Here is a 13,173-nt window from a genome sequence, read left to right as displayed (position 1 = left end):
CCTCCTGTGTTCGGCCGGACACGTCCGACTTCGAACTGACACTCGGATCGATCGATCCCGGCGACGGGTACTGCGGTCAGTTGAATCGTCATATGCGCAGGTTAGGACTTGATGTGCGGTCGAGGGAAAGACCGGTCCGCGATAGACTCAGAACGGATCGTTATCAATCGACAGGGAGGGCACGTGGCGCCGGATACGGTGAGCCTGCGGTACTTCCTGGTGCTGGCGCAGGAGTTGAACTTCACCCGCGCGGCCACACGGATCGGTATCGCGCAGCCCGCACTCAGCGCCCGGATGCGCCGATTGGAGGCGGAACTCGGTACGGCCCTGCTGGTTCGCAACACGCGTAGCGTCGTATTGACCACGGCCGGTGCGGCTTTGGCGGAGTCCGCGCCGCCCGCGTTGGCGGCGCTGGACCGGGCATGGGACACCGCCCGGAGCGCGGGGGCCGGTGAACTGGGCACGCTGCGCATCGGATACAGCCTCAGCGCGGGGGCCGAGACGGCACCGGCCCTGGTGGACAGGCTCATTCGCAGCAGCCCGGGACTCGAGGTCGGCGCGGTCCCGATGGCGACACCGGAGATCTCCCCCGCGGTCGCCGACGGCCGCATCGATGCGGGGATCACCCGCGGTGAACAGCCGGGGCGTGGCGTGCGCCGGTTCCTGCTGCGGCGCGCGCGCGTCGGGGTCCAATTGGCAGAGCATCATCCGCTGGCCGAACACCCGGAGATCGAGATCGCCGACGCGGCCACGTATCCGCTGCGACTCCCCGACCGTGCGGCCAACCCCGTGATCCACGATCAGCTGTCCGCACTGTTCCGCGACGCCCGGCCGAACCCCCGATTCCACACGCCCGCAGTCTCTTTCGACATGTCTCAGCGCGACCTACACGACGGGCTTACCCTCGCCCCGGCCGGTGAAGCCGCGGTCACGACATCACCGGCCGGTCTCACGTGGCGACCGCTGCGGGGCGCACCCACCTTGACGATCCACCTGGTCCTCCCGCGCGTGCAGTCACCACTACACCGCCGCATCCGTGCCGTCGCCAAAACCCTGGCACACGAGCTGCACTGGCTGCCGGACTGACGCGCAGCAGGTCACGCGAGACGGACATCGGCAACTCGTCGAGCTCCTTGAATTACAGCTGACCGGCTTGTCGCCAGCCCAGGTACTGGGCGACCAGGCGAAAACCGCGCTCTCTACCAGCCCACTACGCCATATCCGCCCGAAATTCGGCCGATACGGCGACCCTGAGATGGGCGAACGGTATCGCTTTGTATCCGGTGAAATCGCTTACGCCGCTGGGTATTCCACGGGTTCACCTTTCCCGCAGCCGGTGGCGGCCCTGCGGGTGCGTGCTGGGGGAGCCGGTCACGGCGGGGATCTGGACGGTGGGTTCGTCGAGCAGCCGGTGCAGCCGTGCGCAGAACGCGTCGATCGACCCGTAGCGCAACAGGATCTCGCTGACCAACTGCCGCATACTCACGGCGACCAGGGGATCGGTCACCGTGTTCAGCGTCTCGTCCAAGTCCTGCCTCCTGTGTCCGGGGACGCCGCGAGACGAATCAGGCCCGGGACTTCTTGCTCGTCGATCGGGCTCCAGTGTGATCGGGGCTCATGAGCACCCGACAGAAAAGCGGTTTGCGTAACCGTCGAGTGATTCGACGCCGGGCGTGCGGTGGATTGCTCGCACCTTGTCGCGATCCGAGGTCATCCACTGACGTCTCGAGCTCCACGTGGGCCGGGTTCTCCGCCTTGTCTGGGGAGTCGGTCGTCATAGCCCACAAACCTAGGACCGCTACCTGACGGCGGCCTCTTCCATGTGCAGCTGCACCAGCGGTGGTGCGGCGCTATGCAATCCGCGCCGAAGGCATAGCCCTGTACTACCTCCGCCGGGCACGTTGCTGTTCAGCTGAACAACCAGTCGATGAGTTCGGCGCCGCCTTCGCCGGCCCCGCCGACAAGCGCTGCCGTTACCGCAGTGATCGCGAGGGCCCTGCCGCGTCTCCACCACGGGACGGAACTTGTCTCCTACGGTGGGTGGTCAGGGTCGGTCTGGCCCCTCAGGTGGCCCGGAGTCGAAGTGTTCCGCTGCGGGATGTGCTATCGGCTGGTTGATGCGGGGTCGTGATGTCGTATTCGTCCGGGCTGCGCAGTGCGTCGGCCAGCTCGACTGCGGTCGAGGTGAAATCGTCGCGCAGCTCCCACTCCTCATCCGGCCGCGACTTCGCCGTCAACTCAAAGATCCGGCACCCGGATTATCTACGAAGTTTGCTTGATGAGGCACTAGCGTCGATATGGTGGGTGCTGGCATCCACGGTCATGCCATCGTCGTAGGGGGGTAGTTGGCCGAAAGTATCAGGCGCGCAGGGATAGTCGGCGGCGGAATCGGCGGGCTCACCGCGGCGATCGCGTTGCGAGCGGCTGGCTGGGAGGTGACGGTCTACGAGCGAGCCGCCGAGTTCACCGAGGTCGACGCCGGGGTCATGCTGACCTCGAACGTGCTGGCCGCCCTCGATCTGATCGGGGTGGGCGAACCCATCCGAGCTGAGGCCATGGCGGACCACATCGGCGGGCTCCGTAGCCGGCGTGGGCGCGAACTGGTGCTCGGCCGGGTGAATGACGTAATCGGCGGCGACGATCTCGTGGTGGTCCATCGCGCCGATCTCATCGCTGTCCTGGTCGACGCGCTCCCGTCGGAGTGCCTGCGTCCCGGTTCCAGGGTTGTCCGCGTCGACGCGTCCGGAGACATCGAAACCGCCGAAGGCACTACCCAATTCGATCTCGTGGTCGCGGCGGACGGCATCCACAGTCTCACCCGCCGCCAAGTCTGGCCGGAGGCGGACGCGGTCCGGCACACGGGGATCACCGGCTGGCGATGGATCGTCGACGCTCCGCCGCCGGAGTGGGTGGGCCTGGTGTTGGGGTATCGGGCCGAGTTCGGCATCCTGCCGATGACGGGCAACCGGATCTACGCCTTCGCGGGCACTCACTCCGATGTCGAGGGTCTCGACCATTTCAAGGACTGGCCCGAACCCGTGCCGGCCATGGTGGCGGCAGCGGACCCGCGGCGGGTTCTCGAGAACGAGCTACTCGATATCCGCGTCCCCAAGTCGCTGGCACGTGGTCGGGTGGCGCTCATCGGCGACGCCGCGCACGGGATGCATCCCACGCTCGGGCAAGGTGCCGGGATGACGATCGAGGACGCCGTAACCCTCGCCGCCTATGCACCTGATCTAGCCGCCTATTCCAAGGCCCGGCGGCGCCGGGTCGGCCTCATCAGCTGGCTGTCGGGGCGCGCGACCCTGGTTACCGAACCCACGTCCAGGTTCGTGGACGTCACCAGGGACGCTACAGCAGCCCTGGTGCCGAACCGACTGGCTATCCTGGCCGGCAAACTGGGCACGAAGCTGCTGATCACCCGCTGGCGGCCACCAACGATTGCGACCAAACCTCGGCCAGTGCATCCCGGATGACCTGCCGGTCTTCCCGCCCGCCCCTGGCGGGAACGATCACGGAGACGAAAAGTCGTGACCGACAACCGCGCCGCCGCCGCGAATCCCGTCAACGCGACACCCGCTAACGAGCTGCTCAACCCGAATCCGCGCGATCGGCGAGCGTTCGGCCCGGTATCGACGTCGACGATGCTCGGGCTATCGAAGCCGGCAGCCAGGCGTTGGGCTGCCGCCCTATCCGCAGATTCGGACAGGCCGGTAACAACGTCTCGACCGGCTCCGCCAGCGGTGCGTTCTGTGTCGTGGATGTGGCCGAATCAAGAAGTGCTTCAATATGATTCGACGCGATGGTGGATTGGTCGCGGTCGCTGTCGTGGCAGTTAGACCTCAGCGTTGTGACGTACGATCTCGGAAGATCGCAGGGCGCGGCTGACACGTCCGAGCCATCTGGCTTCGTCGAGCAGTGTGTCAGCGCCACCATGTTCAGCGGACAGGGTCATCGTCGTGTTGTGCCGAGGCGGTATGCCTGCCCGCTTCGCCTGGATCGCGGCGGCGATGACGGCCGCCTCGATCATCGGGCCACGCTCATAGTCCGGCAAGCCGAGCGCGTCGGACCGCTCGGCGGCGAGTTGTCGCGCCCGTGGATCGGCATACCCGCGCAACGCCAGTTGCGCGTCCCGAATGTCGATGACCCGACGACAGAGCCGAAATTCCGCGTCCCGCATAGGATTCCATTCGCGACCGGCGGGCAGGGGCACAGCGCTCGCCGTGCCGGTGGCCGATGTCAGGTGCCGGCTCAGCGCACCGAGTTGTCGTTCAGCTCGGTGACATCGGTAAGCGTGCAGCAGCGCCTCCAGAAACTCACCTCCCGAGGGCAGTGCCAAACCGGTGATCACGGTGAGTAGGCCGGTCACGGTGAGTAGCCCGTCCACGGTGGCGTACACAGGCCGGGGTGGGTGGCCGAGATCGGCGGCGACGAGCACATATTGGAGGAAGACCAGGCGCGCGATCACGGCGATGCCGCCCAATGCGATGACCCGGAATCCGATCCGTAGCCACGGCTTCGCGGTGAGCGCGGCGTAGCGGAACCCGAACGCTACCGCCGCGACGGCGCTGACACCGACGTAGCAGATGAACAGATACCGATACTGGGCATCGTTCGCGGACGACGGCGGGAACGCGGCGAACAGTGCGACGATCGCGACGACGACAATAGCGAATCCCGCGTAGCACAGCGGTGACCTGCGGCGCGCGATCTCGATCGGGGTCGTGAGGTATACGAACCATATCTGGCTCGCGCACACCGCGAGCATAGCCGCGACGTCACTGAGCAGGATGCCCAGTGTCTGGATATGGGTGTGCTGGTCGATGGCATCGGATTCGAGCCAGAGCATCATGGTTGCCAGGATCGCGCCCACGAAAAGCGCACTCGCACGGTGCATCCCGTTGTCCGAGTCCCGCATGATGTCGCGAGCCTTGATGGCCAGCACCGCGCCGCAAGCGAACGCCGTGAGCAAGATCAGGAGAATCGGGTCGGGGGTCACAGTGAATTATCCAAGCGGCGGACTATGTCGGCGATCGCCGGATCGGCAGCGACGGTGACCGGTTGGCTCGACCGGTGCGCGCGCCGCAGCAGCAGCGTGGCCGTCATCTCGGCCTCGGTCTCCTGCTCGGTCGATCCGCAGGATCTGGCGAGCACCTGTCCTTGGATCTCATGGGCGATGTGGACGAACGTGCAGTGCCGTCGATCATCGCCGATCGGCCGACCCCGGTGACCGAAGAGCAGATGCGCGAATTCGTGGAAGATGATCTGCTGGCGGTGAATCGGACTGGCGGACTCCTCGTAGATGACCGAATGCCCGTGCTCGTCGGTGATCAGCAATCCGAGTGGACTTGCGGGTGGCAAGGCCATCGGGATCAGTTCGATCCGTCTGCTCACATGTCTCGCCAGACCCTCGCGCACCTCGTCGATACCGAAACGAACCGGTAGCCCGAGTACATCGATGCGCCGTTCGCAGCGCTTGCGCAAATCTGTAGTCCACATGGCAGTCTCCACGTCTACCGGGCGCCGGACGGACCGCCGGGCAGTCGCTCCCAGCGCTCGAAACAGTTGATCACGTCGGAGTACCAGACATACGAGCCCGACAGCGTCACTCCCTGGTTGCGCACGATTGCGGTGGCGATCTCCTCGTTGCTGAACTCGCGACCGTCGGGCCTGCGCACGACGTCGAACAGATGGGTCGATCTCGACGCCAACGTTGAGGCTGCCTCGTCCACCGATCGCCTTCCGTCAACTGGAATGGTTGCAATCCATTATTCCTTGACGACCGTTGACAGGACGTGCCAGCCGTGGCAATAATCAGCCTCATCAACTGGTATGAAGCAAATTTAGGTCCAATAGTCACACATGTTGACATGCTGGCAGACCCGTTATGTCGTGGCGAGAAGACCGGCAGTGGGCAGGAGCCACACCGGAGGCCGATCGTCGGCGGGTCCTCGCGAGGAGGCCACGACCCTGGCCGTCCACCGAATACAGTCCCGGCACCGCGGCCGGTGGGGACCGACTGCAGTGCGATATCGCCGGTGACGGTCGACGTACGTGCGGTTGGCATCACGCGCGGACGGGAGTTCCGAAGGAGATCATGTGGGCAACCGTTATGGGTCGATATGGCTACCCAGATTTCCGGTGACAACAAGCTAGGCTCGATCGGCTGGAAAATAACAGATGGAAATCAGCCTTGTCGGCGACGCATCGAGACAGTGTTTCGCATCGAGGTGTTGCGATGAAGGATTACTCCCAGCAGATATTGAGTGGCGAGGGCGATAATGATTATGCCCGTTACATGCGTACCGATCGACTGCTAGATTTGCAGCGCCGCCCCGACGAGAGCGTGCACCGTGACGAGTTACTCTTCCAAATCGTCCATCAGTCGACCGAGTTGTGGCTCAAGCTGGCCTGTGCCGAGTTATGCAAGGCGGCCGAGGATATCGATAATGCCGATCTGAACAGCGCAATCGCTTTGTTGACTCGAGCATCGCTGGCAATGGGGCTTATCACCGACCAGTTGGAGATGATGCGCCATCTGTCCCCGTGGGACTTCCAAATTATCCGTACCATTCTCGGCCACGGTTCGGGATCGGATTCGCCGGGCTGGATTTCGGTGCGGCGGGATAGTCGGACTATCGGGAAATCTTTCACCACGTTCGTGCAGAATCGGCGCATCGACCTTGCCGAAGTGTATCGGAACGAACAGCATTCCGAGATACACCGCCTGGCCGAGGCGCTGATTGAATGGGACGAGCGGGTATCTTTGTGGCGGGTCCGCCACTTCAAGATCACCGCACGGTTGATCGGACATCAAGCCACCGGCACACAGGGCACGCCGGTCGCAATGCTGACCAAACTGATCTCGCACAGGTTCTTTCCCGAACTGTGGGAAATCAGAAGTCTCCTTACCGAGACCGGGCCGATGGTGCAGCCGAATGCCGAACCTACCCGGAAAGTCGGAGATGAGTAGTCGGCCGATGTCTCCCGAGACATTCCGATCTCACTTTCCGATGTTGCAACGCGCAGTACATCTGGCTACGTGCAGCCTTGGGGCTCGTTCCGTGGAACTCGACCGCGCCGTGGCTCGGATGCTGGCGGAGATGACTCGTGGCGGCGCAGCTTGGGAGGCATTCGAGAACCAGATCAGTGTGGCGCGAAATCGGTTTGCGGCACTGATCGGCGCGCGGGTCGACCAAGTGGCGGTAGTGCCCAACGCATCGATCGGCGCCTTCCAAGTCGCCGCTACGCGGAGCTGGCGAACTCGCCCTCGTATCGTCACCACAACAGTCGAATTTCCGTCTATTGCCCATGTCTGGCGGGCCCAGAGGCAGCGCGGCGCCGAGGTTGTCGACGCCGGTCATACCGAAGATAGCTTCACAGCACTCATCGACCGAACAACCCGCTTGGTTTCGGTGCCTTTGATCAGTTATCAGCACGCGATCCGGCTGCCGGTCGTCGAAGTCGTCCACGCCGCGCATGCGGCCGGTGCCGAAGTCTTCGTTGATGCCTATCAGGCGGTTGGTGTGGATCCCGTGGACGTCGGAAGCCTCGGCTGCGATTTCCTCGTTGCGGGTACGTCGAAGTATTTACTCGGCTTGCCCGGCCTCGCTTTCCTCTACGCCCGTGCGCCCGAATATGGCGACCACATGCCGACTTTGACAGGCTGGTTCGGGCGAGTCGACCCGCATGCTTTCAACCCCGTGCAATTGGATTACCCGGCATCGGCGACTCGATTCGAAACCGGTACACCGGCCGTGCCTGCATGCTATGCGGCCGTGGCAGGACTGCAACTTATCGGTGAGCTGGATCTCGCAATTGTTCGCGATCACGTGCGACACCTGGGCGAACTGGCTCGCGCGCAATTGAGTGCACAAGGTGAGCATGTACGCCCCGTCCCGCTCGAGCACCGTGGCGCGCATATCGGAATTATCGACGCCGACCCCGCCGAACTCGGTCGCCAACTGGCCGGATATGACATCGCGGTCAGCCCACGTCACGACGTGGTAAGGGTTTCTTTTCATTACTACAGCAATGTCGAGGACATCATCGCCCTATGCGCAGCGCTGCGCGACATCCGACGTACGTCTGAATATTTGCATCGATAGAAAGGCTCTGATGTCCACCGCTGAACTCATGTCGTGGCTACGTGCGCCGGCCGCCGAACAATTTCCCTACGATGCAGTCCTTCGCCGGTATCACAGTGTGGGCAAGCACTTCGTGCCCACCGATACGTTGGAACTGCTCGACCGGGCCCGCGCGATACTGCCGCGGCTCGGTGGTCCTTGGCCACCGGTGCGAGTCCTATCCGCATTTCTGGACAGTGCGCTGGATAAACTGGATAACCGATATGATTATCCGACTTACCTGGCCCTGCGGCTGCTCGAGCTGCCCGTCATCGATGACCCGATAGAGCTGGCGCTTTTCGCGCAGTCTCGGTGTGATCGGCGCACAGTGCAACTTCTCGCGGATGTTCTAGCCTTCGAACTAGCCGCGATGCAGGGGCGGACCACGGTGCTGCCGACAATGCGTCCGCCACGCGATATGGTCGACAAGCGGATTCGGCATGGATTGCGTGCGATCCAGCCAGCGTTGGCGCGATTGGCACTGGACCGCGGATTGACCGATGGCGGGGCAGTCGACCGGGCGCAGCAAGTCAGCGCACTCGTGCACGCCGATATGTCCTTCGCGGAGCGGCGTGTGGTGGAGCTGAGCATCCTTCCCGTCTACACCATGCACGACGAGTACCTGTTTATTCGGGTGCTGCAGACCTTCGAAACAACCTTCACCCTGCTGGCCATGCATCTGCGCGGTGCCGTGGCGGCACTGACGGCCGGCGAAGTGAGCCGAGCGGTCTACTTCATCAGCAACTCGACGACTGCATTGCGCGAGGCGGCACCGCTGTTCTCGATGCTTGCCACGATGCAGGTCGAGTCCTTCAGGACGTTTCGTCAGTTTACCGAGGGCGCCAGCGCGATCCAGTCGCGAAGCTACAAGCTCGTCGAGTCGCTGTGTCGGCGCCCGGACGCCGAGCGTGTCGACTCACCCGCGTACCACTCGGTGCCTGAGGTGCGCGGCCGGGTCCTCGCCGGTCAGGAATGCACGCTCGACGATGCCTACACCGGTGCGAGCCGCTCGGGCGACATCGCCGGATCCGAACTGGAGCGGCTGGCAGAGGTAATGGCAAGCTTCTCGGCCGCTCTGCTCCGCTGGCGCACTACTCATTATCGACTCGCAGTGCGCATGCTCGGCGGTGCCAGTGGCACTGGATATACCGAGGGCACCCCATACTTGGCGGCCTCGCGCACGACTCCGGTTTTCACTACCGTCGAACCCGTCAGCAACGCGGCTCCCGACAACCCGATTGTGGTCTGACACCCTGGCTAGGTCGGAGTTCTTCGCGTGTTATTGGTCGCCGGGTGAGCCTGCGGGCAGTCGCTCCAATCGGCGAAAACGGTTGATCACGTCGGTGACCGCTGCCAGACTTTCGGCAGAAAGGCCCGCTGCCCGCAGCGCCACATCACGCACACCTGCGTCGCGCATGGCAGTCAGCAGACCCAGTTCGGCGTCGACTTCGCGACTGGTCTCGTCGTCGAAGAAGTACGCAGGGGGAACACCGAAGAATCGAGCCAGCGCGCTCAAGTGCCGAAAGGTCGGATTGTCTCGCTGACCGGTACGCAGGTACCAGACATACGAGCCCGACAACTTCACCCCCTGATGGCGCGCGATCGCGGTGGCGACCTCCTCGTTGCTGAACTCGCGACCGTCGGGCCTGCGCACGACGTCGAACAGATGGCTCAATCTCGACGCCAACGTTGAGGCTGTTTCGTCCACCGATCGCCTTCCCGTCAACTGAAATGGTTACGAGCCATTATCGCTTGACGACCGTTGACAGACAACGCCGGGCATGTTGCAATCACGATTATCAACTGATGTGAAGATAATTGGTGCCTCGTCGTCACGCATGTTGACATGACTGGCGCCACGCGCGGGCAGAGGTTCCGAAGGGAGATCAGGTGGGTCCACCATTGTGGGTCGATCCCGATGAGTTGCGCAGGTTGACACCGGAGCTGCATCAGCTCGCCGAGGAGATGGCGCAGTTGAACGCTGACCTCGCCCACGAAGCGGAGTGCCGGGCGAGCAGAACCCGTGGTTGCGAGCATATCGGAGGGTGCGGTGACCAGTTCCGGAGGTGAGGATCTCGCGGTGTTGGCTGATCGGATCGCGGAGGGGCTGCGCGGGCTCGCCCCGCCCGGGTGGCAACAGTTGACGGCATGGTTCGCGATGACCGTGGTCGCCGAATCGGCGCTGTTGAGGGTCGACGATGGCAGCCGGTCGATTCGGTACCAGGTTTCGGATGCGGTGTGGGACACGGTGCGTCGGCATCGGCGGCTGTCTGCGGGTTCGGAAGGTGGGCCGTGGTGGCGGTTGCTGGTGCGCATCGACGCGGACGGTGTCGATGTCGTCGCGGATCAAGGTGCGCAGGAGCCATTCCCCGGCGAGCAGTTGTTTACTCCGGATGCCTATCTGGCTGACCTGGAACGCTATCCGCGCGGTCGGTTGCCGGTGTGGTTGGCGGCTTACATCGGGCGCGGTGAACGCCAGTCGAGGCCGCCCCAGGCTGCCGTGGAGGGGATGCGGGCGGACCGGCGTGCCGGTGTTGGGGCGGTGGCCGTGGCTGGCGAGCTACCGGAGCTGGCGGTGTTGTGGGCCCGGTGGGCGGTGCTGGCTGCGGCCTTCGTGGCGGTCGGATCGAGGCGGGGCCCGCGGATAGGACCATCGGTGGGCATCTTCGAAAGTGCGGGACGCAGCGGCTCGACCTTGACTCGGCTGCCCGGTGACCGGGCGGTGCTGTCGGGCGGCGTGTGGGATGCCCCTGTCTTGGAGGCCGCGTACAACGGAAGCGGCGCGATGCCGAAATTGTTTGCGGGAGCCCCGGACTGGGTGGCGGACCCGGTGCTCAATCCGCGTGCGGTAACCGGATTGCTGTCGTTTTGTTACTGGTGGGAGGACGGTCGATGGTACGGGGGCGAGTCCGCTCCGATACCGGAGTGCGCGCCGGCGCTGCCTGCGGCGTGGACGGTCTCGACGGTTGCGGGCGTTATCGGCAGCCTGCTGGGTGAGCGGTCGGGTGCAAGTCCGGAAGCCGCTGAACTGTTGGTTTCGGCGGCGCAGGCGGGCGCGGTGACTCGCGAGGCGTTGGTGCAGGTCGTCGGCGATGGCGAGGGAGTCGACATCGCCGGTGGACTCTTCCAGTTGATGCTCGCGGATCTGGTTGCCGATCACGTTACTGGGATCCGCGAAGTGGATGCGCTCGATCTGGTACGGGATCACGTCCGCCAGCGCAGTTACGACACCACCGGTTACTCGCTGTCGACGTTGCGGGCCGATCGCATCAGCGTGGGCTGGTTGGTGCGTTCGCCGGTGCCGGACGGTGAAATGGCTTTGGACCGTGCCGTTTTCTATGTCGCTGATGATGGCGTCGTGGAGCGCTCCACCTCTTCGGTGCCGCTGTCGGTGTTCGTCGCCGATTTCGAGCGACGGTTCCGAATGCGCAGCAGCGGCCGAGCCTGACCGACGGGGTGGGACATGAACGGTGAAGTTCGGTTGGATCCGGACAGTCTGCGACATCGTGGAGCGCGGCTGGCCGAACTCGGTGACCGGGTGGGGCAGACCTATGCGGGCTTGCGCGATTGCGTGACACAGTCCGAAGGCAGCTGGGGCGACGACGATATCGGCCTCGCATTCGCCAAGGAGTTCAAGCCACACGCCGATCAGTTGCTGGCCGATGTGCGGGCAATGCAGGACAGCCTGCACGGCACGGCCGCCGGAATCATCGACGCCGCACGCCAATTCGAGGCGCAAGACGCCTACCTTGCCCGCCAGGTAGGCACCGCAGCCGAGGATACGGACCCGAACATCGGCGAGACGGCTCGGCAGCGGTCGGACGGCCCCGGCGGCACGCCTGCGCTCGCCGGTACGGACTCACCGGTGACGTACGACCCCGCGGCGACATCTCCGGCAGCGGCAGGTCAGCCGTATTCCACGGACCGGGCGCAGCCCACCGAACGATCCGCGCCCGGTGGTCCGCGGTCGCCGGACGCTTCCTCGGGGCGGTCCACGCCGCAGGATGGTCGGCGGCGCCCGGATCCTGCGGATCGGACAGGCCAGGGGTCGGATCGGGCAGGCCGAGAGGACAGTGCCAAATCCGGCGACCGTGTCGGCGACTCCGGTCGGCGGCCCTCGTCCGTGTTGCCCCCGTCCTCCCCAGTGTTGCCCCCAGCCGCCGCGCGGAATGCGGGCCGGTTGCCGGGCATGGCCGCCGGACCGCGGCCAGTGGTCGATATGGGGCGGCGAGACACCCCGTGGACCGGGCAACAGCCCCGGACACCCGGCCCACCGGCGAGCGCCCAGCCGAGTCCCTCGAGCCCTCGCTACGGTTCCCCGCCGCGATCGAACAAGCCCACCGACGAACAGCAGCGCGGGCGTGGCCGGCGCGATTCCGGCGGGCGGCCGGCTTCCGATCCCATGGTCGGATGGCTGGCGCGGACGTTGGCCGATCACCACGACGTGCGTGTGGCCGGATTCGATACGCCCGGGCTGCAGGTGTCGGCGGTGCGGGAGTTCGTGGCCGCGGTGGACCGGGTGCTTACCGACTACCCGGTGATCGCCCTGGATGTCGTCGCGGTGGCAGAACTCGGCGCCGAATCGGGCATGGTGCGGTGGCGTGCCGAACCGCACGAATCCTGGGGCGCGGCTCGCTCGATCACTCTCGACCAGCGGACCGCGCAGCAGCCGATGGAGGCTACCGAAACCGCGGAAACCGGTGCCGAGCTGGGTATCTACGAGGCCACGTTACGTGAGTTCGGCCGCGCGCTCGATGGCATCGGTGGCGGTCTCGCGCGCAGGCAGGCGCAGCGCGTCCTGCTCGCGGAGTATCTGCGTCGGGAGCCGGGACGACACCGCACACTCGCCGAGGTGGTGCACGGTTACCAGCACTGGCGTGCCGAGTTGACCGGGGATGCCACGGCCCCAGGCGGATTCGACGTGAGTCGAGCCTTCGGCGCCGCGTTCGCCGAGGTAGTGCAGCGCGGTAGCGATGCGGGCGTTCAAGCGAAAATACTGCATGCGGTGCTGGTCGACGCGGCCTCTCGGCCGGGGTAGGCGGTGCCG

General features: G+C 64.9%; 13 protein-coding genes. 7 read left to right on the top strand and 6 right to left on the bottom strand.

The annotated features are described in order from the left end of the window. The first annotated feature begins 183 nt into the window (after positions 1-183). Positions 184-1,086, top strand: a complete 903-nt coding sequence (locus AB0J47_RS08850) for a LysR family transcriptional regulator (protein WP_364342220.1) — start codon at positions 184-186, stop codon at positions 1,084-1,086. A gap of 232 nt (positions 1,087-1,318) precedes the next feature. On the opposite strand, the gene AB0J47_RS08845 is transcribed toward AB0J47_RS08850, so the two are convergent. Then, positions 1,319-1,528, bottom strand: a complete 210-nt coding sequence (locus tag AB0J47_RS08845) for a hypothetical protein (RefSeq protein ID WP_364342217.1) — start codon at positions 1,526-1,528, stop codon at positions 1,319-1,321. Between the two features lie 535 nt (positions 1,529-2,063). Then, positions 2,064-2,237, bottom strand: coding sequence for a hypothetical protein (locus AB0J47_RS08840; RefSeq protein WP_364342214.1), 174 nt, complete (start codon positions 2,235-2,237; stop codon positions 2,064-2,066). A 108-nt stretch (positions 2,238-2,345) separates the two neighbouring features. Here AB0J47_RS08840 and AB0J47_RS08835 point away from each other — a divergent pair, with 108 nt between their 5' ends. Continuing rightward, the gene (locus AB0J47_RS08835) at positions 2,346-3,476 is read left to right on the top strand and encodes an FAD-dependent monooxygenase (protein ID WP_364342211.1); all 1,131 of its coding nucleotides are present in this window, start codon (positions 2,346-2,348) and stop codon (positions 3,474-3,476) included. A gap of 359 nt (positions 3,477-3,835) precedes the next feature. Here the strand turns inward: AB0J47_RS08835 and AB0J47_RS08830 are convergent, their stop codons facing one another. From AB0J47_RS08830 to AB0J47_RS08820, 3 genes are read right to left on the bottom strand one after another with little or no spacing between them, the layout of a single operon-like run. Then, positions 3,836-4,999, bottom strand: coding sequence for an MAB_1171c family putative transporter (locus AB0J47_RS08830; protein ID WP_364342208.1), 1,164 nt, complete (start codon positions 4,997-4,999; stop codon positions 3,836-3,838). After that, positions 4,996-5,499: a hypothetical protein gene (locus AB0J47_RS08825; protein WP_364342205.1), complete on the bottom strand. Its 504-nt coding sequence runs from the start codon at positions 5,497-5,499 to the stop codon at positions 4,996-4,998. Before AB0J47_RS08825 ends, AB0J47_RS08830 begins: the two co-directional genes overlap by 4 nt. A gap of 14 nt (positions 5,500-5,513) precedes the next feature. Continuing rightward, positions 5,514-5,732, bottom strand: coding sequence for a hypothetical protein (locus AB0J47_RS08820; RefSeq protein WP_364342202.1), 219 nt, complete (start codon positions 5,730-5,732; stop codon positions 5,514-5,516). Positions 5,733-6,238: 506 nt separating this feature from the next. On the opposite strand from AB0J47_RS08820, the gene AB0J47_RS08815 reads away from it, so the two are divergent. The 3 genes from AB0J47_RS08815 (at position 6,239) to AB0J47_RS08805 (ending at position 9,375) form a co-directional block, all read left to right on the top strand. Further along, entirely contained in the window at positions 6,239-6,973 is a 735-nt protein-coding gene (locus AB0J47_RS08815; RefSeq protein WP_364342199.1) for a tryptophan 2,3-dioxygenase family protein, read from the top strand. Between the two features lie 91 nt (positions 6,974-7,064). After that, positions 7,065-8,108, top strand: a complete 1,044-nt coding sequence (locus AB0J47_RS08810) for an aminotransferase class V-fold PLP-dependent enzyme (protein WP_364342196.1) — start codon at positions 7,065-7,067, stop codon at positions 8,106-8,108. 10 nt (positions 8,109-8,118) lie between these two features. Next, positions 8,119-9,375, top strand: a complete 1,257-nt coding sequence (locus AB0J47_RS08805; protein WP_364342193.1) for a tryptophan 2,3-dioxygenase — start codon at positions 8,119-8,121, stop codon at positions 9,373-9,375. A gap of 30 nt (positions 9,376-9,405) precedes the next feature. On the opposite strand, the gene AB0J47_RS08800 is transcribed toward AB0J47_RS08805, so the two are convergent. Then, positions 9,406-9,834 carry an XRE family transcriptional regulator gene (locus AB0J47_RS08800; protein ID WP_364342190.1) on the bottom strand — a complete coding sequence of 143 codons (429 nt, stop codon included), beginning with the start codon at positions 9,832-9,834 and terminating at the stop codon, positions 9,406-9,408. A 342-nt stretch (positions 9,835-10,176) separates the two neighbouring features. Here AB0J47_RS08800 and AB0J47_RS08795 point away from each other — a divergent pair, with 342 nt between their 5' ends. Then, positions 10,177-11,574 carry a hypothetical protein gene (locus tag AB0J47_RS08795; protein ID WP_364342187.1) on the top strand — a complete coding sequence of 466 codons (1,398 nt, stop codon included), beginning with the start codon at positions 10,177-10,179 and terminating at the stop codon, positions 11,572-11,574. Between the two features lie 15 nt (positions 11,575-11,589). Further along, positions 11,590-13,164, top strand: a complete 1,575-nt coding sequence (locus AB0J47_RS08790) for a hypothetical protein (protein WP_364342184.1) — start codon at positions 11,590-11,592, stop codon at positions 13,162-13,164. The last annotated feature ends 9 nt before the right edge of the window (positions 13,165-13,173 follow it).

This window comes from Nocardia sp. NPDC049737, from assembly GCF_040674755.1.
GTDB lineage: Bacteria > Actinomycetota > Actinomycetes > Mycobacteriales > Mycobacteriaceae > Nocardia.
The sequence above is the reverse complement of the archived record's forward strand: the minus strand, read 5'-3'. Positions and strand labels throughout refer to the sequence as shown.

What these genes read in the sequence shown, in the direction of transcription:
- AB0J47_RS08825 (WP_364342205.1), bottom strand. Translation starts at nt 5,499, where the DNA reads ATGTGGACTACAGATTTGCGCAAGCGCTGCGAACGGCGCATCGATGTA.
- AB0J47_RS08815 (WP_364342199.1), top strand. Translation starts at nt 6,239, where the DNA reads ATGAAGGATTACTCCCAGCAGATATTGAGTGGCGAGGGCGATAATGAT.
- AB0J47_RS08805 (WP_364342193.1), top strand. Translation starts at nt 8,119, where the DNA reads ATGTCCACCGCTGAACTCATGTCGTGGCTACGTGCGCCGGCCGCCGAA.
- AB0J47_RS08790 (WP_364342184.1), top strand. Translation starts at nt 11,590, where the DNA reads ATGAACGGTGAAGTTCGGTTGGATCCGGACAGTCTGCGACATCGTGGA.